This window comes from Bradyrhizobium sp. 197 (genome assembly GCF_023073375.1).
Lineage (GTDB): Bacteria > Pseudomonadota > Alphaproteobacteria > Rhizobiales > Xanthobacteraceae > Bradyrhizobium.
Map to the genome: position 1 here is coordinate 51,397 of NZ_JADPJJ010000130.1, position 26,098 is coordinate 77,494.

At 64.2% G+C, this 26,098-nt stretch carries 21 protein-coding genes and 2 pseudogenes; 16 read left to right on the forward strand and 7 right to left on the reverse strand.

Annotation, left to right across the window (positions count from 1 at the left end):
- The first annotated feature begins 16 nt into the window (after positions 1-16).
- The 6 genes and pseudogenes from flgK (at position 17) to IVB27_RS29360 (ending at position 7,980) form a co-directional block, all read left to right on the forward strand.
- Positions 17-1,900, forward strand: a complete 1,884-nt coding sequence (gene flgK, locus IVB27_RS29335) for a flagellar hook-associated protein FlgK (protein WP_247446394.1) — start codon at positions 17-19, stop codon at positions 1,898-1,900.
- Between the two features lie 21 nt (positions 1,901-1,921).
- Positions 1,922-3,802: a flagellar protein gene (locus IVB27_RS29340; RefSeq protein ID WP_247446395.1), complete on the forward strand. Its 1,881-nt coding sequence runs from the start codon at positions 1,922-1,924 to the stop codon at positions 3,800-3,802.
- Positions 3,803-3,872: 70 nt separating this feature from the next.
- On the forward strand, positions 3,873-4,658 hold the full coding sequence (locus tag IVB27_RS29345; protein ID WP_247446396.1) for a hypothetical protein: 786 nt from the start codon (positions 3,873-3,875) through the stop codon (positions 4,656-4,658).
- A 67-nt stretch (positions 4,659-4,725) separates the two neighbouring features.
- A pseudogene (locus tag IVB27_RS29350) lies at positions 4,726-5,139 on the forward strand (hypothetical protein); the annotation flags it as partial.
- 85 nt (positions 5,140-5,224) lie between these two features.
- Positions 5,225-6,478, forward strand: coding sequence for an ATP-grasp domain-containing protein (locus IVB27_RS29355; RefSeq protein WP_247446397.1), 1,254 nt, complete (start codon positions 5,225-5,227; stop codon positions 6,476-6,478).
- On the forward strand, positions 6,475-7,980 hold the full coding sequence (locus IVB27_RS29360) for a pyridoxal phosphate-dependent decarboxylase family protein (protein ID WP_247446398.1): 1,506 nt from the start codon (positions 6,475-6,477) through the stop codon (positions 7,978-7,980). The genes IVB27_RS29355 and IVB27_RS29360 overlap by 4 nt, the downstream gene beginning before the upstream one ends.
- 99 nt (positions 7,981-8,079) lie before the next feature.
- Here IVB27_RS29360 and flbT read toward each other — a convergent pair whose 3' ends face one another.
- The gene (gene flbT, locus IVB27_RS29365; RefSeq protein WP_247351989.1) at positions 8,080-8,520 is read right to left on the reverse strand and encodes a flagellar biosynthesis repressor FlbT; all 441 of its coding nucleotides are present in this window, start codon (positions 8,518-8,520) and stop codon (positions 8,080-8,082) included.
- Between the two features lie 320 nt (positions 8,521-8,840).
- Here flbT and IVB27_RS29370 point away from each other — a divergent pair, with 320 nt between their 5' ends.
- From IVB27_RS29370 to IVB27_RS29395, 6 genes and pseudogenes are all read left to right on the forward strand, one after another.
- Positions 8,841-11,129, forward strand: coding sequence for a DUF1522 domain-containing protein (locus IVB27_RS29370; protein ID WP_247446399.1), 2,289 nt, complete (start codon positions 8,841-8,843; stop codon positions 11,127-11,129).
- A 359-nt stretch (positions 11,130-11,488) separates the two neighbouring features.
- Positions 11,489-13,777 carry a DUF1522 domain-containing protein gene (locus tag IVB27_RS29375; protein WP_247446400.1) on the forward strand — a complete coding sequence of 763 codons (2,289 nt, stop codon included), beginning with the start codon at positions 11,489-11,491 and terminating at the stop codon, positions 13,775-13,777.
- A gap of 325 nt (positions 13,778-14,102) precedes the next feature.
- A complete protein-coding gene (locus IVB27_RS29380) occupies positions 14,103-16,382 on the forward strand; it encodes a DUF1522 domain-containing protein (RefSeq protein ID WP_247446401.1) in 2,280 nt (759 codons plus the stop codon).
- 215 nt (positions 16,383-16,597) lie between these two features.
- On the forward strand, positions 16,598-18,889 hold the full coding sequence (locus IVB27_RS29385) for a DUF1522 domain-containing protein (protein WP_247446402.1): 2,292 nt from the start codon (positions 16,598-16,600) through the stop codon (positions 18,887-18,889).
- 287 nt (positions 18,890-19,176) lie between these two features.
- The gene (gene flaF, locus IVB27_RS29390) at positions 19,177-19,545 is read left to right on the forward strand and encodes a flagellar biosynthesis regulator FlaF (protein ID WP_247351981.1); all 369 of its coding nucleotides are present in this window, start codon (positions 19,177-19,179) and stop codon (positions 19,543-19,545) included.
- Positions 19,542-19,685: pseudogene (locus tag IVB27_RS29395) on the forward strand (hypothetical protein); the annotation flags it as partial. The gene flaF and the pseudogene IVB27_RS29395, both read left to right, overlap by 4 nt.
- A 3-nt stretch (positions 19,686-19,688) precedes the next feature.
- Here IVB27_RS29395 and IVB27_RS29400 read toward each other — a convergent pair.
- From IVB27_RS29400 to IVB27_RS29415, 4 genes are all read right to left on the reverse strand, one after another.
- Positions 19,689-20,048, reverse strand: coding sequence for a hypothetical protein (locus IVB27_RS29400; RefSeq protein ID WP_247351977.1), 360 nt, complete (start codon positions 20,046-20,048; stop codon positions 19,689-19,691).
- Positions 20,049-20,207: 159 nt separating this feature from the next.
- Positions 20,208-20,705 (reverse strand): hypothetical protein, encoded by a 498-nt coding sequence (locus tag IVB27_RS29405; protein ID WP_247446403.1) that lies wholly within the window; start codon positions 20,703-20,705, stop codon positions 20,208-20,210.
- A gap of 11 nt (positions 20,706-20,716) precedes the next feature.
- On the reverse strand, positions 20,717-21,082 hold the full coding sequence (gene flgJ, locus IVB27_RS29410; protein ID WP_247446404.1) for a flagellar assembly peptidoglycan hydrolase FlgJ: 366 nt from the start codon (positions 21,080-21,082) through the stop codon (positions 20,717-20,719).
- On the reverse strand, positions 21,082-22,206 hold the full coding sequence (locus tag IVB27_RS29415; RefSeq protein ID WP_247351972.1) for a flagellar basal body P-ring protein FlgI: 1,125 nt from the start codon (positions 22,204-22,206) through the stop codon (positions 21,082-21,084). Before IVB27_RS29415 ends, flgJ begins: the two co-directional genes overlap by 1 nt.
- 270 nt (positions 22,207-22,476) lie before the next feature.
- Here IVB27_RS29415 and IVB27_RS29420 point away from each other — a divergent pair, with 270 nt between their 5' ends.
- Positions 22,477-22,890, forward strand: a complete 414-nt coding sequence (locus tag IVB27_RS29420) for a flagellar assembly protein FliX (RefSeq protein ID WP_247351970.1) — start codon at positions 22,477-22,479, stop codon at positions 22,888-22,890.
- A 4-nt stretch (positions 22,891-22,894) separates the two neighbouring features.
- On the opposite strand, the gene IVB27_RS29425 is transcribed toward IVB27_RS29420, so the two are convergent.
- Positions 22,895-23,263 carry a winged helix-turn-helix transcriptional regulator gene (locus tag IVB27_RS29425; RefSeq protein WP_247352188.1) on the reverse strand — a complete coding sequence of 123 codons (369 nt, stop codon included), beginning with the start codon at positions 23,261-23,263 and terminating at the stop codon, positions 22,895-22,897.
- A gap of 149 nt (positions 23,264-23,412) precedes the next feature.
- Between IVB27_RS29425 and IVB27_RS29430 the strand changes: the two genes are divergently transcribed.
- From IVB27_RS29430 to IVB27_RS29440, 3 genes are all read left to right on the forward strand, one after another.
- Positions 23,413-24,024: an NAD(P)-dependent oxidoreductase gene (locus IVB27_RS29430; RefSeq protein ID WP_247446405.1), complete on the forward strand. Its 612-nt coding sequence runs from the start codon at positions 23,413-23,415 to the stop codon at positions 24,022-24,024.
- A 232-nt stretch (positions 24,025-24,256) separates the two neighbouring features.
- Positions 24,257-24,622 carry an RNA polymerase-binding protein DksA gene (gene dksA / locus IVB27_RS29435; RefSeq protein ID WP_008554760.1) on the forward strand — a complete coding sequence of 122 codons (366 nt, stop codon included), beginning with the start codon at positions 24,257-24,259 and terminating at the stop codon, positions 24,620-24,622.
- Positions 24,623-25,136: 514 nt separating this feature from the next.
- On the forward strand, positions 25,137-25,916 hold the full coding sequence (locus IVB27_RS29440) for a 2-keto-4-pentenoate hydratase (RefSeq protein WP_247446407.1): 780 nt from the start codon (positions 25,137-25,139) through the stop codon (positions 25,914-25,916).
- On the opposite strand, the gene IVB27_RS29445 is transcribed toward IVB27_RS29440, so the two are convergent.
- The coding region (locus IVB27_RS29445; protein WP_247446408.1) for a hypothetical protein at positions 25,909-26,098 on the reverse strand (190 nt) is incomplete at its 5' end. The two genes, IVB27_RS29440 and IVB27_RS29445, sit on opposite strands and share 8 nt — an antisense overlap.

Genomic DNA, 26,098 nt, shown 5'->3' on the forward strand with positions numbered 1-26,098 from the left:
AAGGCGGCAAGTCAACATGGGTTTGAGTTCAGCCCTCGCCAGTGCGATGAGCGGTCTGCGTGCCAACCAGGCCGCGCTCTCGATCGTTTCCTCGAACGTCGCCAACTCGCAGACGCCGGGTTACGTCGTCCAGAAGCCGAACCAGATCGAGGTCACCACCGGCGACTTCGGCTCGACGGCGATGACGACCGGCGTCAGCCGCGAGCTCGACACCTATGTGCAGAACCAGCTGCGCACCGAGACCGGCGGCAGCGGCTACGCCGACCAGATGGCCAACATCCTGAAACAGCTTCAGAATGTCTATGGCACGCCCGGCAACAGCGGCACGCTCGAAACCGCGCTGAACAATTTCACCACGGCATTGCAGGCGCTGTCGACCAGCGCGGGCTCGTCGTCGGCGCAAACGGTCGCTCTCGGTGCGGCGCAGACGCTGGCGCAGCAGCTCAACCTCACCACCAAGGGCATCCAGTCGCTGCGCTCCAATGTCGAGCAGGATCTCGGCACCTCGGCGCTAGCTGCCAACGCGTCGATGCAGCAGATCGCCGACATCAACACCAGGCTCCAGGGCCTGCCGGCAACCGACCCCTCGGCTGCGACGCTGATGGACCAGCGCGACCAGGCCATCAACAATCTGTCGAAATATGTCGACGTCCGCGTCACCACCGACGGTTCGAACCAGGCCAACATCTACACCACCACCGGCATCCAGCTGGTCGGCGCCGGGCTCGCCTCGCAATTCACCTTTGCTTCTGCCGGCGCGCTGTCGGCGACCTCGCTCTACAACATCGATCCGGCCAAGTCCGGTGTGGGGGCGTTCAATATCAAGCTCCCGAACGGCGCGCAGGTCGACGTCGTCGCCAACAACGTGGTCTCTTCGGGCCAGATCGCGGCCGATCTCAAGCTGCGCGACCAGACGCTGGTGCAGGCGCAGAACCAGATCGACCAGCTCGCCGCGACGATGTCGAGCGCGCTGTCGGACAAGACCACGGCCGGCAGCACGGTGTCCGGTCCGCCGGCCGGGTTCGATCTCGACCTCGCCGGGGCAGCGCCGGGCAACAGCGTCAACATCACCTACACGGACACGAGCACCAACACGCAGCGCCAGATCACGCTGGTCAACGTGACCGATCCGGCGGCGCTGCCGCTCCAGAACGCGACCAACGCCAATCCGATGCAGATCGGAGTGAACTTCTCCGGCGGCATGGGCGCGATCGCCTCGGCGCTCAACACCGCGCTTTCCAGCTCGCATCTGTCGTTCGCCGCCGCGCCGTCGCCGGCGACGGCCACCACACTGCGGGTGACCGACGACAACACCGGCCTCGCCAAGGTCAATTCGTCCTCGATCACCAAGACGATCTCGTCGCTGACCTCGGGCAATCCGCAATTGCCGCTGTTCACCGACGGCGGGCAGGCGCTCTACACCGGCGCGATCACCGCATCGGGTTCGCAGATGACCGGACTTGCCGGGCGCATCGCCGTGAACACGCAGCTGACGACCGACCCGACCAGGCTGTCGGTCTACAACACCTCGCCGGTGACGCCCGCGGGCGACACCACGCGCTCCGACTTTCTCTATTCGCAACTCACCTCGGCGGTGTTCTCCTATTCGCCGCAGAGCGGTCTCGGCTCGGCGAGCCAGCCCTTCACCGGCAGTGTTTCGAACTATCTCCAGCAGTTCCTGAGCGTTCAGGGCAATGCCGCGACCCAGGCGACCCAGCTCCAGCAGGGTCAGAGCGTCGTGGTCTCGACGCTGCAGGCCAAGTTCAACTCGACCTCCAGCGTCAATCTGGACTCGGAGATGTCGAACCTGATCCAGCTCCAGAATGCCTACGCCGCCAACGCCCACGTCATGTCGGTGGTGCAGAGTATGATGAACACGTTGCTCCAGGCTCAAGTGTAACTAGTAACAGGGCTCTGAAATATGTCGATCAGCAGCATCAACTACTCCTCGTCGGTTCTCGGCTCGCAGATCCGCAACATCAACACGCAGCTCACCGATCTGTCGACGCAGCTGTCGACCGGCAAGCTGTCGCAGAACTACTCCGGGATGGGGACCAACGAGGGCTTCGCGATCGCCTCGCGCGCGCAGCTGTCCAATATCGCCGCCTATACCGACACGATCACCAACGTCAATGTCAGCATCAACCTCGCCAACACCGCGCTGCAGTCGCTGACCACGATCCGCAACACGGTGCAGACGGGCTCGGCCAACACCGCGCAGGATCTCAACGTCAACGGTCAGACGGTCGCGCAGAACACCGCCGCCGCCCAGTTCGGGTCGATGGTCGGCGTGCTCAACACGCAGGCGGGCAACCGCTATCTGTTCTCCGGAACCGCCGTCAACACGCAGCCGGTCGCGGATGCCGGCGACATCATCAACGGCACCACGACGCAGGCGGGCTTCAAGACCGTCCTGGCGGAGCGCCAGGCCGCCGATCTCGGCACCGGCACGGGGCGGCTGGTGCAGACGTCATTGCCGTCGGGCGCGGTGCAGGTGTCCGAGGACGTTGCCGGATCGCCATTCGGGCTCAAGATCGCGGCGGTCTCCTCGACGCTGACAGGCGCGACGGTCACCGGCCCGAGCGGCTCGCCGGTGTCATTCTCGGTGAATCTCAACGGCACCAATCCGAACAATGGCGACAAGCTCAGCGTGAAGTTCACGCTGCCCGACGGCTCGACCGAGCAGATCGACCTCACTGCGTCCACCGCCACGCCGACGCCAGTCGGCAGCTTTGCCATCGATGCAAGCGTTCCGGTCAACCCGGCCAACGCCCAGACCAGTCTCAACACCGCGCTGAACACCGCGATCACGAAGCTCGCCAACACTGCGCTGGTGGCGGCATCCGCGGTGACTGCCGGCGACAACTTCTTCAACACCGCGAGCTCGGCGATCGGCACGCCCGTCAACAACCAGGCGGCGCCGCCGGCGCCCGTGACCGGCGCGACGGCGTTGTCCGGCGCGAGCCCCTCGGACTCGATTTCGCCGGGCTTCGTCGCCGGCGACACCATCACCGTCAACGGCACCACGCTCTCCTTCGTCAGTTCGGGGGCGACCGGCAACCAGCTCAACGTCGGCGACAGCATCCAGACGCTGATGAGCAAGATCGACCAGATCACGGGGACCTCGAAGCCCTCGACGGTCCATGGCGGCTCTATCACGATCAACACCGACGATGCGGCGAACCTGAGCATCACTACCTCGAATACGGGAGCGCTGGGTTCGCTTGGTTTCGCTTCCACGCCCGTGACCGCCACGCAACCGCCGCTGCGCATCGGCTCGTCGCCCGCAAGCTCGGCGACGACGCTGGTCAACGGCTCGGCCACCACTGTGAAATGGTACCAGGGCAATGACGGGCCCGGCTCGCCGCGCTCCACCGCGATGGCGCGGGTCGACGATTCCGTCACGGTGCAGTACGGCGCGCAGGCCAACGAGGACGCGATCCGCAAGGAATTGCAGGCGGTCGCCGTGTTCGGGACGTTCTCGACCTCGCCGGCCGGACAATATTCGGGCGGGCAGGTCGCCGCGCTCAGCCTGCGGGTGACGCAGGCGCTGACCAAGCAGCCCGGCCAGCAGCGCATCGAGGACATCCAGACCGACCTCGCGATGTCCCAGAATACGATGAAGGACGCAAGCTCGCGCCAGACCCAGGCCAAGGCGCAGCTCCAGACCATCATCGACCAGGCGGAATCGGCTTCGCCGGACCAGGTCGCGAGCGAGATCCTGTCGCTCCAGAACGCGCTCCAGGCGTCCTACCAGGTCACCTCGAACCTCTCGCAGCTCTCGCTCGTCAAGTTCCTGTAAGGGCCGTTAAGGCGCTGTTAACCATGCCTCTTTACCTCTTGGTGAGGATTGGAGCGGGGCGGAGCTGCCGATGTCGGACAAGATGAAGCTGGTGGTGGCCACGCCATGTTTTGGCGGGCAGGTGACGAGCATCTATGCAAGCTCGATCTTCGCGCTCCAGCGCGCCGTACACGGCATGGCCAATATCGAGCTCAAGGTGCTGCTGCGGGACGGCGACGCGCTGATCACGCGGGCGCGGGCCAATCTGGCCGCGATGTTCCTGGACGATCCCGACGCGACGCATTTCCTGTTCATCGACGCCGACATCGGCTTCAAGCCGGAGCAGGTGTTCCGGCTGATCGAGTGCGGCGCGGATGTCGTTGCCGGCTGCTATCCGATCAAGCGGGTCAACTGGGACAAGGCGAAGCGCGCGATCGAAGCCGGCCGCACCGACGTGCCGGCCGCATCGCTCGATTACGTGCTCGAGATCGAGGATCCGGATCGCATCGTGGTGGTCAACGGCTTCACTCGCGTGCGCTACGCCGGCACCGGCTTCCTGATGATCCGGCGCCATGTGCTGGAGGCGATGTGCCGCCATCCGGACTACGCCAGCCTGCAATTCTTCCGCGAGCATTCGCACGACACGCTGGTGGCGAGCAAGAACCGGTTTGCCCTGTTCGAATGCATGATCGATCCGGCGACCGGCACCTATCTCTCCGAGGACTTCGCCTTCTGCAAGCGCTGGACCGACATCGGCGGCGAGATATGGGCCGACATCCAGAGCTCGCTCGATCACGTCGGGCCGTCGGTGTTCCACGGCGACATCACCTCGCAATTCGCACCGGCGCCCGCTGCCGCCGCTGCCGATGCGGCGTGAGGCTTTCGGGATGAGCGCCGGCGCATCCCGTCTGTCAGCTACCGAGCCCGAGAGCGGCTCGACGATCTCGCAGATGGCAGGCGGAATTGCCGTGCGCAAGGACGGCGCGGTGGCGAGGCTCGCCGGCGACAGCATGGCGGTGCCGCTGATCGACATGGCGGCCGGCATTGCGATGCGCCCGGACGCCGATGCAGCGGTGCTGCGCGCGATCGAGACCAGCCTCGCGCAAGGCCGGCGCGTTTTGTTGCAGATCATGGATTCGTCAAAACTCGGTTGGCGTGCCCCAAGCGAGGCGTGTCTTGATGAGATCGCGCGGCGCTGGCCGCGCAAGGTTCAAATTGTCGTCGACGCCCGTCAGGCGCGGCTCGGCCGCCGGCGGCTGCGCTCCTATCTCGACCGCAGTTACATGGTCCTGACCACCGGCTCGAAATTCTTCGGCGGCTCCGCTTTCAGCGGCGCGCTGCTGGTGCTGAAAGGCCTGCAGGCGCAACGCAATGTGCAACACGTTCTCGATCGCATCGCCCATGTCCTGGTGAAGATCGAGAAGTCCGCGCTCGAGGTGTGAGATGCAACATCCAGTTTCCGCGCCGATCGGCGTGACCGCGCCGAACCATGCCGACCGGATCGGCTTTGCGCAATTGACGCGCCGGGCATTCGAGGGCGGCGACCTGCATCCGTTGCGCGACCGGCTCCTGACGCGGATCGATGAGGGGACGGCGGAGGCGGGCGAAGGCCTGGATCTGTCGCTGATTGCCCAGCTTCTCGGCGAGAAGGAGGCCGGGCTCGTGATCCAGACCGAGGTGCTCTCCTTCCACCAATTGTTTCGTACGCCTTGCGCTGTTCCAAAACCCCGCCTGCGTGTGCTCGCACTCGCCGCCGATATCGACATGGGCGGCAACACGCCGATCGACTTCCTGCTTGAAGACTCCGACATTGAGCTGTTGACGCTCTACGTGGTCAAGGGCATCGGCCTGCCGGAAAATCTGCCCGAGCACGACGTCGCCATCGTGATTGCATCCGATTCCGAAGAATGCCGGGAGGCGCTCGCGCTGATCGAGAAGGCAGCGCCGCGCTGGCCGCGGCCGCTGCTCAATCGCCCCGATCTCATCGGCAATCTCGATCGCGACAAGCTGTATCGGTTGCTGGCGGGCGTGCCCGGCCTCGACATTCCCGCGACCATCCACGCGACGCGCGCGCAATTGTCGGATCTCTCGACAGGGAACATCGCCTGCGAAGACATCGCGGGCGAACTGCAATTTCCGATGATCGCGCGGCCGCGCGGCTCGCATGCCGGCGTCGGGCTCGCCAAGCTCGACGACGCGGCGGCCCTCGCCGCCTATCTTGCCGAGCGGCAAGAGAACGACTTCTTCCTTGCGCGTTTCGTCGACTATGCGAGTCCCGATGGGCTCTACCGCAAATATCGCCTCGCCATGGTCGACGGCAAACCTTATGCCTGCCACATGGCGATCGCCGATCGCTGGGACATCTGGTATCTCAACGCCTTCATGGCGTTCAGCGAAGAGAAGCGGGCCGAAGAAGCCGTCTTCATGCTCGACTTCGACCATGCTTTCGCCGCGCGCCACAAAGTCGCGCTCGACGAGATGAGCAGGCGCGTCGGCCTCGATTACTTCATCGTCGATTGCGCCGAGAACCAGAACCGCGAGCTGCTGGTCTTCGAAGCCGACAATACTGCCGTCGTGCACAACATGGATCCGCCGGCCGTGTTTCCGTACAAGCCGCCGCAGATGCGCAAGATCTTTGCGGCATTCACGACGATGCTGTCGCGGCATGCAAGAGCGGGCGAGGAGAGTGCAGCATGAACGAGATCATCCGCAACACGCAAAGCTCCGTCACGCACACTTCGCTCGATCCGCAGGACTGGAGCGAGTTTCGTGCGCTCGCCCATCGCATGCTTGACGAGACGATCGACGGCATCGCCAACGTTCGCGCACGTCCGGTGTGGCAGCCGATCCCCGACGGCGTCCGTGCGGCATTCAAGGCCGACGTGCCGCGCGAGGCAAGCGATCTCGCCGACGTCTATCGCGAATTCGTCGAGCACGTCGCGCCTTACGCGACGGGGAACGTCCATCCGGGTTTCATGGGCTGGGTGCATGGCGGCGGCACCGCGGTCGGCATGGTCGCGGAAATGCTCGCGGCAGGCCTCAACGCCAATCTCGGCGGCCGCGACCACATGCCGATCGAGGTCGAACGCCAGATCGTCGGCTGGATGCGCCGCCTGTTCGCCTTTCCCGACAGCGCGAGCGGCATCTTCGTGACGGGCACGTCGATGGCCAATCTGATGGCGGTGCTGGTGGCACGTACGAGCGCGCTCGGCACGCTGGCGCGGCAGTACGGCATCGGCAACGATGGCGCACTTCTGACCGCCTACACGTCGCAGGCCGCGCATGGTTGCGTGGCGAGGGCGATGGACGTCGCCGGGCTTGGCACCGATGCGCTGCGCAAGATCGGCGTCGATGCCGATCATCGTATCGACGTCGCCGCGCTGCGTGCGCAGATCGCGATTGATCGCGATGTCGGCTTCAAGCCGTTCCTGGTCGTCGCATCCGCCGGTACGGTCGACATCGGCGCGGTCGACGATCTCAAGGCGATCGCGGAGCTGTGCCGCGACGAGGGAATCTGGTTTCACGTCGACGGCGCCTTCGGAGCGCTGGCGATCCTGTCGCCCGAGCTTGCGCCGCTGATCGGCGGCATCGAGCTTGCGGATTCTATCGCGCTCGACTTCCACAAATGGGGGCAGGTGCCTTATGACGCCGGCTTTCTGCTGGTGCGCGACGGCGAGCAGCATCGGCAGGCTTTTGCGCAGCCCGCGGCCTATCTGCGCCGCGAGGCGAGAGGGCTTGCGGCGGGCGCGATCTGGCCCTGTGATCTCGGTCCCGATCTATCGCGTGGCTTCCGTGCGCTGAAGACGTGGTTCACGCTGAAGACGTTCGGCACCGATCGGCTTGGCGCGGTGATCGCGCGAAGCTGTGCCCTGGCGAAATATCTGGAGACGCGCGTTCTCGCCGAGCCGCGGCTGGAATTGCTGGCACCGGTCAATCTCAACATCGTCTGCTTCCGCTACCGCGCCCCCGATGAGGTCAATCGGGAGATCGTCGCCGACATCCAGGAGTCCGGTATCGCGGCGCCCTCAAGCACGACGCTGGGCGGCAAGTTTGCGATCCGCGCCGCGATCGTCAATCACCGAACCGACGAGACGGACATCGACGCGCTGGTCGCAGCGGTGCTGGAATTCGGCGGACGGCGGAGCCGCGATACTGTGATCGAGGTCGAAGCGCCGCCGCTCGCGGCGCAGGAGTATTGATGCAGGCCTGAAACGACAACGGCCCCGGAGGCGATCCGGGGCCGTTGTCGTTTGCGCGGTCTGGTCGTTTGCGCAGCGCTGCCGCGCGAACGGGCTATATCAGGCGGCGGTGCTGACGTCGTCCTGGTCCGCTTCAGCCTTGGGACGCGTGGCCTCGAACTGGCCCCGCAGCTTTTCTTCGTAGGCGATCAACTTGCGGGCGTCCTTCAGTGCGCGATAGAGATCGCCGTTGAGGATGTTGTTGTTGATGCCTTCGATGATCGGCCAGGAGCTCGGCACCGCGGTGACGATGTCGCGCACGAGGTTGAAATAGGTGCCGTGCTGGGTCTGCGGATCCGGCGAGATGTACATGAGCTGGACCGCCAGATAGACGAGCTTGGCGGGCGTGTCGGCGGTCTCCGGCGTGAGGATGTCGCGCTCGCGCAGGATCGGCACGTTGTCGCCGTCGATCAGAAGGCGGGCGCGCTGGTCGGTGTTGGTTATCACGCAGTTACCGACGATGATGCGTTCGTGCGGTCTGAGCTCGACCTTGAGGGCCATGCCTGTTCTCCATCAACGCTTTCGTAACCGAGCGTGTGTTGCGGCGGGTCAGGGCGCAATACTCCATCAAGACTAGTTAACGAGTTGTAAATCCCGGCCAAGGCCGCCGAAAAGCTCAATTACATCAACGTCGAAATCGCCTGGCGGCGCAGCGTTGCTCGTGTGCAGATCGGGCGAATCGCGCGCCGACTCAGCAAAAGCGCCGATTCCATTTCATGTTTCGTTAGAGGACTCCGCCCCACGGTCCGCCGGTCGCTAGGTCCATCTCGATCAAGCAGACGAGTAACAGTAGCGTCGTTTACCAGAAAGGTAACAGAGTCATGTCAGGTATCGTCCTCTCCTCGTCGGTTCGTCAGAACCTGCTCTCCCTCCAGTCCACCGCTGATCTTCTCGCCACCACGCAGAACCGTCTGTCGACCGGCAAGAGCGTCAACTCGGCCCTGGACAATCCCACCAACTTCTTCACCGCGCAGTCGCTCGACAACCGCGCCAGCGACATCAACAATCTGCTCGACGGCATCGCCAACGGCGTGCAGGTGCTGCAGGCTGCCAACACCGGCATCACCTCGCTGCAGAAGCTGATCGACTCTGCGAAGTCGATCGCCAACCAGGCGCTGCAGACCACCGTCGGCTACTCCACCAAGTCCAACGTCTCCACCTCGATCTCGGGTGCGACGGCTGCCGACCTGCGCGGCACCACCTCCTTCGCCAGCGCAACCGCGAGCAGCAACGTGCTCTATAACGGCACGGCTGGCGGCACCACGGCGGCAAGCGGCACCACGACGCTCGGCGCCACCATCGGCTCGTTTGCAAGCACTGGCGCAACGGCCGGCGACGGCACCACGGCCCTGACCGGCACCATCACCCTGATCGCCACCTCGGGCACCACCGCAACCGGCCTGGCCGGCAATGCCCAGCCCGCCGACGGCGACACGCTGACCGTGAACGGCAAGACCATCACCTTCCGCTCGGGCTCTGCTCCGGCCTCGACTGCGGTTGCCTCCGGTTCGGGCGTCAGCGGCAATCTCGTCACCGACGGCAGCGGCAACACCACCGTCTATCTCGGCACCGCGGGCGCCCCGGCTGCGACCGTCAATGATCTCTTGTCCGCAATCGATCTGGCCAGCGGCGTGAAGACGGCATCCATCACTGCGGGTGCTGCGACGATCGCCGTGAGCGCCAGCCAGCCAGGTGCTGCCGTTTCGACCGCTGTTGGTGGCGCCGTCACGCTGAAGAGCTCGACGGGTGCGGATCTGAGCGTCACCGGCAAGGCCGACCTGCTCAAGGCTCTCACCCTGACGACGGCCGTGGGCGGCGGCAACGCCACCATCAACGTCAACCGGACCACGAGCGCGGCCTCGCTGGGGGCAACGATCGCCGACGGTTCGACGCTGAACGTCGACGGTCACGTCATCACCTTCAAGAACGCGCCGATCCCGGGATCGACCGGTGCTCCGAGCGTTCCGAGCGGTTATGGTGCGAGCGGTAACGTCCTCACCGACGGCGCCGGCAACTCGACCGTCTATCTGCAGGCTGGCACGATCAACGACGTGCTGAAGGCGATCGACCTTGCCACCGGCGTGCAGACCGCGACGGTCAATGCCAACGGCAGCGCGACGCTTGCGACTGCAACCGGCCAGACCAACTCGTCGATCAACGCCTCGGGTCAGCTCAAGGTCTCGACCGGCGTCAATGCCGACCTCTCGATCACCGGCACCGGCAATGCGCTGAACGCGCTTGGCTTCGCCGGCAATACGGGGACTGCAACCGCTTTCACCGCGGCGCGCACCTCCGGCGTCGGTGGCCTGACCGGCAAGACCTTGACCTTCTCCGCCTTCAACGGCGGCACGGCGGTCAACGTCACCTTCGGCGACGGCACCAACGGCACGGTCAAGACGCTCGATCAGCTCAACTCGGCGCTTCAGGCCAACAACCTGACTGCAACGATCGACGCCAACGGACGGCTCACTGTCTCAACCACCAACGACTACGCGTCCTCGACGATCGGGTCGAGCGCCGCGGGTGGTGCGATCGGCGGCACGTTGACCTCATCTCTGACGTTCTCGACGGCTTCCAGCCCCGTCCAGGATACGGTTGCGCAGACCTCGCGTTCGAACCTGGTGTCTCAGTACAACAACATCCTGAATCAGATCGACACGACCTCGCAGGACTCCTCGTTCAACGGCGTCAACCTGCTGAACGGCGACCAGCTCAAGCTGGTGTTCGACGAGACCGGCAAGTCGAACCTGAGCATCACCGGCGTGACCTACAACTCCAAGGGTCTCGGCCTCGCCTCGCTGACCAGCGGTGTCGACTTCATCGACAACTCCGCGACCAACAAGGTGCTGTCGAACCTGAACGCCGCGTCGAGCACGCTGCGCTCGGAAGCCTCGAGCCTCGGCTCGAACCTCTCGGTGGTGCAGGTTCGTCAGGACTTCAACAAGAGCCTGATCAACGTGCTGCAAACCGGTTCGTCCAACCTGACCCTGGCCGACACCAACACCGAAGCGGCCAACAGCCAGGCGCTGTCGACCCGCCAGTCGATCGCGGTCTCCGCGCTGTCGCTGGCCAACCAGTCGCAGCAGAGCGTGCTTCAGCTGCTCCGCTAACAAGCGGACGACATCGTAAGACGATTACGGCGGCGAGGCTTCGGCCTCGCCGCTTTCTTTTTGCGCCGGCATCAGAGTGCCGCTGACAAAGTGAAGACGATGCATTCGGATGCAGCCGATTGCTTTACTCTGAGTTATGGTTGACAAGTCGCAAACGCCTGGCCGCTGCACGAAAAAGCATCATCCTATCATGACGATATGTGCGAGCCCGATCCGGCTCCGATCGCGCGCATGGTGAATCCGCACAGGGATCGGAGCGACACGCTTCATGCTTTGTTAGCCGTCTGCATTCACCGTCCCGGCCATCGATTAATCCTAATCGAAGTTTGTTGCGTTGCGTACCAGAAGGGTAACACTCAATGTCCGGTATCGTCCTCTCCTCGTCGGTTCGTCAGAACCTGCTCTCCCTCCAGTCCACCGCTGATCTTCTCGCCACCACGCAGAGCCGTCTGTCGACCGGCAAGAGCGTCAATTCGGCCCTGGACAATCCCACCAACTTCTTCACCGCGCAGTCGCTCGACAACCGCGCCAGCGACATCAACAATCTGCTCGACGGCATCGCCAACGGCGTGCAGGTGCTGCAGGCTGCCAACACCGGCATCACCTCGCTGCAGAAGCTGATCGACTCTGCGAAGTCGATCGCCAACCAGGCGCTGCAGACCACCGTCGGCTACTCCACCAAGTCCAACGTCTCCACCTCGATCGCGGGTGCGACGGCGGCCGACCTGCGCGGCACCACCTCCTTCGCCAGCGCAACCGCGAGCAGCAACGTGCTCTATAACGGCACGGCTGGCGGCACCACGGCGGCAAGCGGCACCACGACGCTCGGCGCCACCATCGGCTCGTTTGCAAGCACTGGCGCAACGGCCGGCGACGGCACCACGGCCCTGACCGGCACCATCACCCTGATCGCCACCTCGGGCACCACCGCAACCGGCCTGGCCGGCAATGCCCAGCCCGCCGACGGCGACACGCTGACCGTGAACGGCAAGACCATCACCTTCCGCTCGGGCTCTGCTCCGGCCTCGACTGCGGTTGCCTCCGGTTCGGGCGTCAGCGGCAATCTCGTCACCGACGGCAGCGGCAACACCACCGTCTATCTCGGCACCGCGGGCGCCCCGGCTGCGACCGTCAATGATCTCTTGTCCGCAATCGATCTGGCCAGCGGCGTGAAGACGGCATCCATCACTGCGGGTGCTGCGACGATCGCCGTGAGCGCCAGCCAGCCAGGTGCTGCCGTTTCGACCGCTGTTGGTGGCGCCGTCACGCTGAAGAGCTCGACGGGTGCGGATCTGAGCGTCACCGGCAAGGCCGACCTGCTCAAGGCTCTCACCCTGACGACGGCCGTGGGCGGCGGCAACGCCACCATCAACGTCAACCGGACCACGAGCGCGGCCTCGCTGGGGGCAACGATCGCCGACGGTTCGACGCTGAACGTCGACGGTCACGTCATCACCTTCAAGAACGCGCCGATCCCGGGATCGACCGGTGCTCCGAGCGTTCCGAGCGGTTATGGTGCGAGCGGTAACGTCCTCACCGACGGCGCCGGCAACTCGACCGTCTATCTGCAGGCTGGCACGATCAACGACGTGCTGAAGGCGATCGACCTTGCCACCGGCGTGCAGACCGCGACGGTCAATGCCAACGGCAGCGCGACGCTTGCGACTGCAACCGGCCAGACCAACTCGTCGATCAACGCATCGGGTCAGCTCAAGGTCTCGACCGGCGTCAATGCCGACCTGTCGATCACCGGCACCGGCAACGCGCTGAACGCGCTCGGCTTCGCCGGCAACACCGGCACTGCAACCGCTTTCACCGCGGCGCGCACCTCCGGCGTCGGTGGCCTGACCGGCAAGACCCTGACCTTCTCCGCCTTCAACGGCGGCACGGCGGTCAACGTCACCTTCGGCGACGGCACCAACGGCACGGTCAAGACGCTCGATCAGCTCAACTCGGCGCTTCAGGCCAACAACCTGACTGCAACGATCGACGCCAACGGACGGCTCACTGTCTCAACCACCAACGACTACGCGTCCTCGACGATCGGGTCGAGCGCCGCGGGTGGTGCGATCGGCGGCACGCTGACCTCGGCGCTGACATTCTCGACGGCTTCCAGCCCCGTCCAGGATACGGTTGCGCAGACCTCGCGTTCGAACCTGGTGTCTCAGTACAACAACATCCTGAACCAGATCGACTCGACCTCGCAGGACTCCTCGTTCAACGGCGTCAACCTGTTGAACGGCGACCAGCTCAAGCTGGTGTTCGACGAGACCGGCAAGTCGAACCTGAGCATCACCGGCGTGACCTACAACTCCAAGGGTCTCGGCCTCGCTGCGCTGACCGGCGGTGTCGACTTCATCGACAACGCCGCCACCAACAAGGTTCTGACCAATTTGAACTCAGCGTCGAGCACGCTGCGTTCGGAAGCCTCGAGCCTCGGTTCGAACCTGACGATCGTGCAGGTTCGTCAGGACTTCAACAAGAACCTGATCAACGTGCTGCAGACCGGTTCGTCCAACCTGACCCTGGCCGACACCAACGTCGAAGCGGCCAACAGCCAGGCGCTCTCGACCCGCCAGTCGATCGCGGTCTCCGCGCTGTCGCTGGCCAACCAGTCGCAGCAGAGCGTGCTCCAGCTGCTCCGCTAACAAGCGGAAGACATCGCAAGCAAGATCCGGCGGCGGGGCTTCGGCTCCGCCGTTTTTTTTCGTGCGTCAGCCGACATTCGCAGCCACGCAACGCTCTGAAAAAGTAACCAGCGGTTATGGTTAATGGAGGGTAAGCGCGGACAAACACCAATGATTTCAGCCTGATTGCCGGCCGCGACCACGCCTTCCGCGCACTTATGGTGAACCCGCGCTTAATGCGGGCGCGTGTCGTTTCACCCTTTGTTAGCCATGTCGCGGCACGCTGTCCCCGTCACTCGATCCGAAGCGATCGAACGAAGACGCGTAAACCAGAAGGGTAAGTGTTATGTCCGGTATTGTTCTCTCTGCGTCGGTTCGTCAGAACCTGCTGTCTCTCCAGTCCACCGCCGACCTCCTCGCCACCACACAGAACCGTCTGTCGACCGGCAAGAGCGTCAATTCGGCCCTGGACAATCCCACCAACTTCTTCACAGCCCAGTCGCTCGACAACCGCGCCAGCGACATCAACAATCTGCTCGACGGCATCGCCAACGGCGTGCAGGTGCTGCAGGCCGCCAACACCGGCCTGACCTCGCTGCAGAAGCTGATCGACAGCGCGAAGTCGATCGCCAACCAGGCGCTGCAGACCACGGTCGGCTACTCCACCAAGTCCAACGTCTCCACCTCGATCGCGGGTGCGACGGCGGCCGACCTGCGCGGCACCACGTCCTTCGCCAGCGCGACTGCAAGCAGCAACGTGCTCTATAACGGCACGGCCGGCGGCACCACGGCGGCAAGCGGCACCACGACGCTCGGCGCCACGATCGGCTCCTTTGCAAGCACTGGCGCAACGGCCGGCGACGGCACCACGGCCCTGACCGGCACCATCACCCTGATCGCCACTTCGGGCACAACCGCAACCGGTCTGGTCGGCAACGCCCAGCCCGCCGACGGCGACACACTGACCGTGAACGGCAAGACCATCACCTTCCGCTCGGGTTCTGCTCCGGCGTCGACTGCGGTTACGTCCGGTTCGGGCGTCAGCGGCAATCTCGTCACCGACGGCAGCGGCAACACCACCGTCTATCTCGGCACCGCGGGCGCCCCGGCTGCGAACGTCAACGATCTCTTGACCGCGATCGATCTCGCCAGCGGCGTGAAGACGGTTTCGATCACTGCGGGTGCCGCGACGATCGCCACCAGCGTCGGCCAGACCGCCTCGAGCGCTGCTGGCGGCGCCGTCACGCTGAAGAGCTCGACGGGTGCGGATCTGAGCGTCACCGGCAAGGCCGACCTGCTCAAGGCTCTCGCCCTGACGACGTCTTCAGGTGCAGGCAATGCAAGCGTGTCCGTCAACCGGACCACGAGCGCGGGCTCGCTGGGTGCGACCCTTACGGACGGTTCGTCGCTCAACGTCGATGGTCACACCATCACCTTCAAGAACGCGCCGACCCCGGGTACGACCGGTGCTCCGAGCGTTCCGAGCGGGTATGGTGCGAACGGCGCGATCGTCACCGACGGTAACGGCAACTCGACTGTCTATCTGCAGTCCGGCACGGTTGCCGACGTGCTGAAGGCGATCGACCTTGCCACCGGCGTGCAGACCGCGACGATCAACGCCAGCGGCGTTGCTGCGCTTACGACCGCGACCGGCCAATCGAACTCGACGATCAATACGTCCGGTCAGCTCAAGCTCTCGACCGGCATCAACGCCGATCTGTCGATCACGGGCTCAGGCAACGCGCTGAATGTGTTCGGGCTGGCCGGCAACACCGGCAGCGCGTCGGCATTCACTGCGGCGCGCACCTCCGGTGTCGGCGGCATTGCCGGCAAGACCCTGACCTTCTCCGCCTTCAACGGCGGCACGGCGGTCAACGTCACCTTCGGCGACGGCACCAACGGCACCGTCAAGACGCTCGATCAGCTCAACACGCAGCTTCTGGCCAACAACCTGGCTGCCACGATCGACGCCAACGGCCGGCTGACCATCACGGCGTCCAACGACTACGCGTCCTCGACGATCGGTTCGACCGTCGCAGGCGGTGGGATCGGCGGCACGCTCACCTCGGCGCTGACATTCTCGACGGCTTCCAGCCCCGTCCAGGATGCCGTCGCGCAGACGGCCCGTGCGAACCTGGTGTCTCAGTACAACAACATTCTGAACCAGATCGACACGACCTCGCAGGACTCTTCGTTCAACGGCGTCAATTTGTTGAACGGCGACCAGCTCAAGCTGGTGTTCGACGAGACCGGCAAGTCGAGCCTCAACATCACCGGCGTGACCTACAACTCCAAGGGTCTCGGCCTTGCGGCGCTGACCGTCGGTGTCGACTTCATCGACAACGCCGCGTCCAACCGCGTGCTGACCAATTTGAACGCCGCGTCGAGCACGCTGCGCTCGGAAGCCTCAGCGCTCGGTTCGAACCTCTCGGTGGTGCAGGTGCGTCAGGACTTCAACAAGAACCTGATCAACGTGCTGCAGACCGGCTCGTCCAACCTGACCCTGGCCGACACCAACGTCGAAGCGGCCAACAGCCAGGCGCTCTCGACCCGCCAGTCGATCGCTGTCTCCGCGCTGTCGCTAGCCAACACCTCGCAGCAGAGCGTGCTTCAGTTGCTCCGCTAAGCGGCTGAAACTACTATATAAATCGAGCGGCGGGGCCAGTTGCCCCGCCGCTCTTTTTTGCGTCCGGAGGCGGGCAGGGGCGTTCACCCGCCATTAACCCTATCCCTTAAACCGGCGTTAACCATACTTTAAAGGACAGCCTCTAAGACTGGACAAAAGCCCGCTTTCCAGACCGCGCGGCCGATTCGTACCCGGTTCAAGAGGAAGACTCGCCAATGTCCAACATCGTTCTCTCGGCGTCCGTTCGCCAGAACCTGTTGTCGCTGCAGTCGACGGCCGACTTGCTGGCCACGACGCAGGAGCGGCTGTCGACCGGTAAGAAGGTCAACACGGCGCTCGACAATCCCACCAACTTCTTCACAGCGCAGGGGTTGGACAACCGGGCGAGCGACATCAGCAACCTGCTGGATGGCATCAACAACGGTGTGCAGGTGCTCCAGGCGGCCAATACCGGCATCACATCGCTGCAGAAGCTGATCGACAGCGCCAAGTCGATCGCCAACCAGGCGCTCCAGACCACGGTCGGCTATTCCACCAAGTCGAACGTCTCCACCACGATTCCCGGTGCGACGCCCGCCGACCTGCGCGGCACGACCTCCTATGCAAGCGCGACCGCCAACAGCAACGTGCTCTATACCGGCGCACCCGGTGGCGTGACCCCGGTCACGGGGACCGCCGCACTTGGCGCCTCGCTGGGCTCGACCGCCGGCGCCTTTACCGGAACAGCAGCGCTCGCCGCCGACGGCACCACCGCACTGTCCGGTACCGCCACGTTGCTCGGCACCACGGCATCCGCCACCTTCAGCACGGCGCCCGCTGACGGCGACACCATCACGGTCAACGGCAAGAGCATCACTTTCCGCACCGGCGTCGCTCCGAACACGCAGCCGACCGGCTGGGGCCTCAACCCCAGCGGACACATCGCCACCGACGGCAACGGCAATTCGATCGTCTATGAGGGAACGGCGGCTGCACCGGGGGCGACAGTCAACGACGTCCTCAGCGCGATCGACCTCGCCAGTGGCGTCAAGACCGCGACCATCAGCGCCGGCGCTGCGACCATCGTTGTCAGCGGCTCGGCCGGTCCGATCGGCACGCTCCAGGTGGCATCGTCCATCTCGGGAGGCGGCGCGATTACGCTGAAGAGCTCGACCGGCGCCGACGTAAGCTTGACCGGAAAGGCCGATTTCCTCAAGGCGCTCGGTCTGACCACAGCGACCGGCGCAGGCAATGCCAACGTGACCGCAAATCGGTCGACGACGGCCGGCTCGCTGGGCAGTCTCGTTCAAGACGGTTCGACCCTGAACATCGACGGCCACACCATCACCTTCAAGAACGCCCAAACGCCCCAGTCGGCGTTGAGCGTCACCTCCGGCGGCGTCAACGGCAACGTCGTCACCGACGGCAACGGCAATTCGACCGTCTACATCCAGAGCGCGACACTCACCGATTTGCTCAACTCGATCGACCTTGCCACCGGCGTCAAGACCGCCAGCATCTTCAACGGCGCGGCGACCCTGTCGACCACCGCGGGCCAGATCCCGTCGTCGGTCAACAGCAGCGGTCAGCTTGCGCTCTCGACCGGCATCAATGCCGACCTGTCGATCACCGGCACCGGCAACGCGCTCAACGCCTTCGGTCTCAGCGGCAACACGGGAACGGCAACCGCTTTCGCCGCGGCCCGCAACTCCGGTGTTGGTGGCGTCAGCGGCAAGACGCTGACCTTCACCTCCTTCAACGGCGGCACCCCGGTGAGCGTCACCTTCGGCGACGGCACCAACGGCACTGTCAAGACGCTCGACCAGCTCAATGTGCAGCTTCAGGCCAACCACCTGACGGCGACGATCGACGCCAACGGCGTGCTGACGGTCACCACCGTCAACGAGTACGCGTCCTCGACCCTCGGCTCGACTGCCGCGGGCGGCACGGTCGGCGGTACGCTCACCGGCGTGCTGGCCTTCACCACCGCGCAGCCCCCGATTCAGGATCCCGTCGCGCAGACGGCGCGCTCCGGCCTGGTCAGTCAGTTCAACAACATCCTGGCGCAGATCGACACGACCTCGCAGGACTCGTCCTTCAACGGCGTCAACCTGCTCAACGGCGACACGCTGAAGCTGGTCTTCAACGAGAACGGCAGCTCGACGCTCGGCATCAACGGCGTGGTGTTCAACGCGGCCGGCCTCGGTCTCAGCAATCTGGTTCCTGGCACGGACTTCATCGACAACGGTGCCACCAACAAGGTGCTGGCCAGCCTGAATGCGGCCTCGAGCACGCTGCGCTCCGAAGGTTCGTCGCTCGGTTCGAACCTGTCGATCGTCCAGGTGCGTCAGGATTTCTCCAAGAACCTGATCAACGTTCTCCAGACCGGCTCGTCCAACCTGACGCTCGCCGACACCAATGAGGAAGCAGCGAACAGCCAGGCGCTGTCGACCCGCCAGTCGATCGCGGTGTCCGCACTGTCGCTGGCCAACCAGTCGCAACAGAGCGTGCTGCAGCTGCTCCGCTAATTCGCAGCGCAAGATCGCTATTCGATTTCGCGGCGGGGCCAAGGCTCCGCCGTTCATTTTACGCAGATCGCTAAGACAGGATTAGCTGAGATTGATGCGCATCGTGCGAGGCTTATTTACAGCGTGCACGTGCACATCTAGCTTCGCGATGAAGGACTTCGGGACCCGTAATACTCCGGAGTGCTTCCAAGCACACATGTAAGCAAATCTTAAGCGGTGCTGCCTAGGGTTGGGAAAGAAATCCTTAAGCGCGTTCAACGGGCTAGGTAACCTCCAAGGTGTGATTGATGTCGAATTCCGCTGCCTCGGCCTACGCGCGTGTTGCAACGACCACAGCATCCCCTCGCGACGTCGAGGCGCAGACCCTGCTCAAGGCTGCCAACAAGCTTCAGGATGCGATCAACAACGCCGAGCCGTTCAGCGAGCAGACCACGCAAGCCCTGATGTTCAATCGCAAGCTCTGGACGATTTTCCTGAGCGAGGCCATGCGCGAGAACAATCCGCAGCCGCTCGACGTCCGGCAGAAGATCGCCAACATCAGCGTGTTCGTGCTGAGCCAGACCGCCGCGCTGCAGATGAGTCCGCAGTTCGATCACTTCCGTCCGCTGATCGAGATCAACCGCAATATCGCCGCCGGTCTGTCCGGCCGTCCGTGATCAAGGACGGCTCGTTCCGCTTCGGCAACACCAAATTCACGCTGACGGATACCGGCAAGGCGCAGATCAAGAACGTCGTCACCGATCCTGCGACCGGTTCGAGCTATCTCGACACTGCCGTTGCGACGCTCGACGCCTGATCGTCAGGCGCTGAGGTCGGTGCTGGCCGGACGCGAGGGCTCGGATTTCAAATCCTGCGCATGGAAATAGGCCCGCCGGCGGAGCATTGCTTCGTCGGGGAACTGGTTGACCACGGCGTCGGTCCTGTCGTTGACGACCTGGAAGACGAAGGACGCCGCCGCCTGGTCGAACACGACCTGGCGTGAGACGTTTTCGTTGCTCCGCAAATCATTGCGTGCAGGCGCGCTCGCATCGCCAGCGGCCACTGTCTGGCTCACTGGCAGCTCGGTTTGCACGGCTTCGTGTGCCGCCGCGTTCGACGTCGTTACGATCTGCACGGCGGCCGGTATCCCCACCGGCCTGATGCTGAAATCTGTACTCATGGCAGCCTCCTGGTTGCCTCACGTGAGTCAAATCCCAACCCCTCTCAATGCGCAACCATGGAACACCAGGATTGAAGACCCGGTAAGGAAACGTGCCTAACCGCGCGACCACGTTGCCGCGCGGTTTTTCGTAAAATTGTCGCTTGTTCTTGCGCGCGCTCAGAGCGAGCGGCTGACCGCCAGCGGGGTGATGTGGCGCGGGCCCGGAGCGGCGCGCCGCCCCGCGGCCGTGTAGGTGTTCGGCACGTTGCGCTTCTGGATCTCGGCATTGACGCCGCGCACGACGCTTTCCGAGACCGCGTGTGCGGTTGCGAGCACGGTGAGATTGACCTGGAGCATCGCGCGGAATGCATCGTGGTGCCGATGCAGCGTCGAGAGCAGTTCGGGTTCGGATTTCGCGAGCTGGGCCTGGTTGGCCCTCAACTGGCTGACGGCGCCGACATAGTTTCGCGACAGCTCTTGCTTCTTGCTCTCGAGGGTCATCGCCTCGCGGACCTGTCCGGCGCGCACGAGCTCGGTCTCGCGCTCGATCAGTCCGAGCAGGGCGCTCATCGCATCCATCAACTGCTCGGCGACCTTGCGCGCCTCGGCGCTGCCGGGTGCGGTGTTCGGGCGCTGGGCTTGCACCGGCTGACGCGAGGCGTTGAAGTGGTTCATCTCGTTTGACCTTATGCCGTGCGGATGGTTTTCGCCTGCTGCATGATGAGGGTGCGATAGACTTCGGTGGCGACGCCGACGCCGCCGGCGCTGGCGAAGTTCTTGGAATATTGCTCGGTCAACATCGAGCGCCACACGCCGGTGCCCGGCGTGTCGCCGAACGGGCCTTCGCCCTTCAGACTCGAGGTCATCTGCGAGAACATGCTGTTGAGGAACATCGCCTCGAAGTCGGTGGCGGTCTTCTGCGCCTTGGCCTGCTGCTTCTGCGGGACCTTCTGCAGGGCCGCGGCGAGGTCGAAATCCGGCCGGCCGTTGCGGCTCTCCACCGAGAAGGCAGAGCTGGCGACGCGTGCGGTGTTGACCATGCCGGTCTGCATCACATCACCTCGATGTCGGCTTCGATCGCACCGGCGGCCTTGATCGCCTGCAGGATGCTGATGAGATCGCGCGGGCCGATGCCGAGGCCGTTGAGGCCGTCGACGAGCTGCTGAAGCGAGACGCCGTCCTTGACGACGGCGAACTTCTTGCCGTCCTCGGTGACGCTGACACTGCTGCGCGGCGCGACCACGGTCCGTCCCCGCGATAGCGGGTTGGGCTGGCTCACCTGCGGGCTCTCGGAGATCGTGACGGTGAGGTTGCCCTGTGCGACTGCAACGGTGGCGACGCGGACGTCGCGGCCCATCACGATGATGCCGCTGCGTTCGTCGATGATGATCTTGGCGGCGAGATCCGGCTCGACCTGGAGCTGCTCGATCTCGGTGAGAAAGGCGACGACGTTGCCCTTGAACTCCGGCGGGATCGCAAGCTGCACCGTCGACGGGTCGATCGGCTCGGCGGTTTTGACGCCGAGATAGTCGTTGATCGCGGCGGCGATCCGCTTGGCCGTGGTGAAGTCGGCGTTGCGCAGCGCAAGGCGGACGTTGGGCAGGCGATTGAGCGCGAACTCGATCTCGCGCTCGATGATGGCGCCGTTGGCGATGCGTCCGACGGTCGGCACGCCACGCACGATTTTCGCCGCTTCGCCCTCGGCCTGGAAGCCGGAGATCGCGAGCGAGCCCTGTGCGACCGAGTAGACGTTGCCGTCGGCGCCGAGGAGGGGGGTGACGAGCAGGGTGCCGCCCTGGAGATTCTTGGCGTCGCCGAGCGCAGAGACGGTGACGTCCATGCGCGTGCCCTGGGTGGCGAAGGCCGGCAGATTGCCTGTCACCATGACGGCGGCGACGTTGCCGGTGCGGATGGTGGCGCCGCGGATGTTGACGCCCATGCGCTCGAGCATCGCTTGCAGCGACTGCTTGGTGAAAGGGATGTTGTTGAGGGTGTCGCCGGTGCCGTTGAGGCCGACGACGAGGCCGTAGCCGATGAGCTGGTTCTGCCGCACGCCTTCGATGTTGGCGAGATCTTTGATGCGCGATGTCGCGCTTGCAGACGTGACCGAGAGCGCCAGCGCTGACAGCGCGGCGCAGGCCACCCCAACAATCCTCACCCAACGAACGCTTGGCATCCTCTGCTCCCCGAGGCTCCTCAAATCGACGGATCCTCACGACACTCCCATGACGAGCTGGTCCGACGCTGTCCTTGCGAGCGTTGTGCCAACTCGGAGCAGCGGGGGTAGGTGGTTGAACAGGTTGAGTAAATCTGTTTCGAGCGGTCTCAGCCGGTGTTGTCCCTGAGGAGCGAAACTGCCGCCTGTCGGCAGATTTTGCCGGGCTGTTTACGGGCCGTTAACCATAAAACGGCGAATGTGGCGCATCGATCACCCGGATTGCTTCCGATGCGCATCTACGGACCGAACGGCACCACGCTTGGAACGCCGGCCAGCCAGGCCAGGCGGACGAGCTCCGGCACCTTCGTGCTGCCCGACACCTCGTCGGCGCAGGAGACGCGGGGCGCTGCCGCACCGAAGGCCGCCGCCAACATCGACGGGCTGCTCGCGCTGCAAGGCATCGAAGAGAACCCCGTCGAGCGTCGCAAGCGCTCGGTCACGCGCGGCAAGACCGCGCTCGACGTGCTCGACGATCTCAAGATGGGGCTCCTCTCCGGCAAACTCGATGCGTCGACCGTGATGCGGCTGCGTGACGCTGCGGCGAACCTGAAATCGTCTTCCGGCGATCCTGGTCTGGACTCGGTGCTGTCCGAGATCGAGCTGCGCGTCGAGGTCGAACTCGCCAAGGCCGGGCAGGCGTAGCGTCTTACGCCGCTTCATCCTTCTGCGCGTCGTAGCGGCGCTGGGCGGCGAGCACGTCTTTCAGATTCTGCTCGGCCCAATCTCGGAGCGGATCGACCGCAGCTGCGAGCGTCACGCCGAGCTGCGTGATCGAGTATTCCACGGTCACCGGCACGGTTGCGATGGCGTGACGCTTGATCAATCCGTCGCGATCGAGCGACTTGAGAACCTGGCTCAGCATCTTCTGCGAAATGCCTTCAATCGTGCGGCGCAACTGATTGAAGCGCATCGGCTCCTCGCGCAGCAGTAGCAGGATCAGCACCGCCCATTTGTCGCCGACGCGGTCGAGGATCTGTCGCGTGGGGCAGTTCGCTGCATAGACGTCCGGCTTCATCGTCGGGTCCTCACGATCCATTCCGCTCATTTGCCGGCCGCCGCCGGTTACTCCTGCGTAAGCAGGTAAGCACAAGGTGCTCTCTTAACACCAGCATTCTTTATGATATCTAGTTACCGGTAGTTACCACAGAAGCAAAGGAGCCTTTCATGAAGATCGCAGTTGCCGGCGCCTCGGGCCGGACCGGGTCGGAGATCACCAAGGAACTGTCGCGCCGCGGCCACGCGGTCACGGCCATCGCCCGCAACCCCGAGAAGATCGCGGTCCTGCCGAACGTCACGCCCACCAAGGGGGACGTCCTCGACCGGTCCGGTCTTGCCAAGCTGTGGGTTGGGCACGACGTCGCCGTGAGTTCCGTGCACTTTCTGGCCAGCGACGCGCTCAAGCTGATCGGCGCGGCAAAGGATTCCGAGGTCGGTCGTTACCTCGTGGTCGGCGGGGCCGGCAGCCTTGAGGTCGCTCCGGGCGTCAAACTGGTTACAACTCCCGGTTTTCCGGCTCAGTACAAGGCTGAGGCTGAGGCGGGTTCGGCTTTTCTCGACCTGCTGCGGCAGGAAAAAGAGCTGAACTGGACCTTCATCTCGCCATCGGCCCTGTTCATCGAGGGGGAGCGCACCGGCAAGTTCCGGCTTGGGACCGATCAGCTTCTCGCAGATGCGAACGGGAAGAGCTGGATCACCTTCGCTGACTACGCCATCGCGCTCGCCGACGAGATCGAACGGCCGGCCCATGTGAAGCAGCGTTTCACGGTCGGCTACTAGGCCTTCGGCCGCCCCGGGGCCCTCCAGGATAAACCTTCCTGTAGGATAAACCTTCCTGTGCAAGGGCTTGGGAGCGCCAATCGGGCGATCAGGGAAACATTGTCTGTCACATGAGGCCGCTATATAACGCCCCGCTCAGCGGACTCCGTTCCGTTTGCGAGTCGTTGCTTAGACAGATAGGCCGCCCTTGGAAAAGTTGAAAAACTACCGACCGACCGAAAAAGAGCCTTTCATGAACGACAGGCAGAAGGAGTACTTCCGTTTGAAGCTCCTCGCCTGGAAGGATGAGATCCTCAAAGAGTCCAAGCTCACCCTGCAAGCCCTGCAGGAGGAGAACGTGAACCACCCCGATCTCGCCGATCGGGCGTCGTCCGAAACCGACCGCGCCATCGAACTCCGTGCCCGCGACCGCCAGCGCAAGTTGATCGCCAAGATCGATGCCGCGCTCCAGCGTATCGAGGACAACACCTACGGCTATTGCGAGGACACGGGGGAGCCGATCTCGTTGAAACGGCTCGAGGCCCGGCCGATCGCGACGCTCTCGGTGGAAGCGCAGGAGCGCCACGAGAAACGCGAGAAGGTCTATCGCGACGAATAGAGCCTGAGCCGCAGAGATGCGGCTCTTTGTTTTTGGATGCAAAGCGCCGTTTCGCGCCGCGATCAGCATTTTGCCTTTCGCTTGCAACCCCGCGCCGCGCGAGCGCAATCGCGAAAAGTGAATCGTAATCAATGGGCTAGACTTAACTCCTCCGAGCTCACGTGAGTTCGGATGAGCAACAGCCTTCACTTCAGGTGCGGGAGGTTTCGCGAGTCGCGTCAACGACATCGACTCGAATGCTGAGACACCGATCCAGCAGCTTCACGCGTCGCTGCAATCAGGCCTGTTGCGCCCCTAAAAGGCGCGCTTCCCCATAAAGCCTGGACCAGTTCAATATTTCCTTAAACGCGGCAGCAGGCCATGAGGCTGTCCCATGTGATGTGGCCGATCTGCGTCCGCAGCTCATCCAGCTCGGGCTGGCAATGACGTGCTGCCGTGCGGCCCCGCGCTTGTCACACCCCGGCGGGGATGCTGAAGTGCCGCCCTCGATTGCGTAGCGTAGGAGGCGGCGCCAATGGACAATATTCTCAAAGCCGCAAAGGCGATCGCGCTGGCGCGCCGCAACCACGCGCCGCTCGCGGCGCTCGAAGTTCCTCCGGCCGATGAAGCCGAGGGCTATCAGGTCCAGCGCGCGCTGCACGATCTGCTGCTGCCACATGTCGGCCCGCTCGTCGGTTACAAGATTGGCTGCACCAGCCAGGTGATGCAGGATTATATCGGCATTCCGCACCCTTGCGGTGGCGGCGTGTTCAAGAAGGGCGTGCACGAAAGCGGCGTGCAGCTCGCGGCTGCCGACTATGTCCGGGTCGGCGTCGAATGCGAAATCGCCGTGCGGCTCAAGCGCAATCTTGCCGCCGGCGAGGCGCCGTTCACGGCCGAATGGGTCGGCGAGGCCGTCGAGGCCTATCATCCCGCGATCGAGATCGTCGACGACCGCTATGTGAAGTGGGAGACGATGGGCGCGCCGACCTTGATCGCCGACGATTTCTTCGCCGCCGGCTGCGTGCTGGGTGAGAGGGTGCCGCGCTCGTCCGTGCCGGACCTGAAGGCCGTCAAGGGCCGCGCCATCGTCAACGGTGAGGAGGTCAGCCACGGCACCGGCGCCGACGTGCTCGGCCATCCCCACAACGCACTCGCCTGGCTCGCCAACCATCTCGCCGCCGAGGGCAAGGGCTTGCACGCGGGACAGCTCGTGCTGACGGGGAGCCTGGTGAAGACGCTGTGGCTGAAGGCCGGCGACAAGGTGCGGATGGAGCTGGACGGGCTGGGGACGGTCGAGGCGGAGTTTACGTGACGTCTCCGCCGTCATTGCGAGGAACCCGTCGCGACGAGGCAATCCAGAATATTTCCGAGGCGGCAGTCTGGATTGCTTCGCTTCGCGTAACTGCCCAGGTGGCCGTTTGTATTCTCTTGACTGACCACATGTGTTTGTGAGTCAAGGTATGGGTGACGCCGCCAAATTCCTCATTGTCTGTG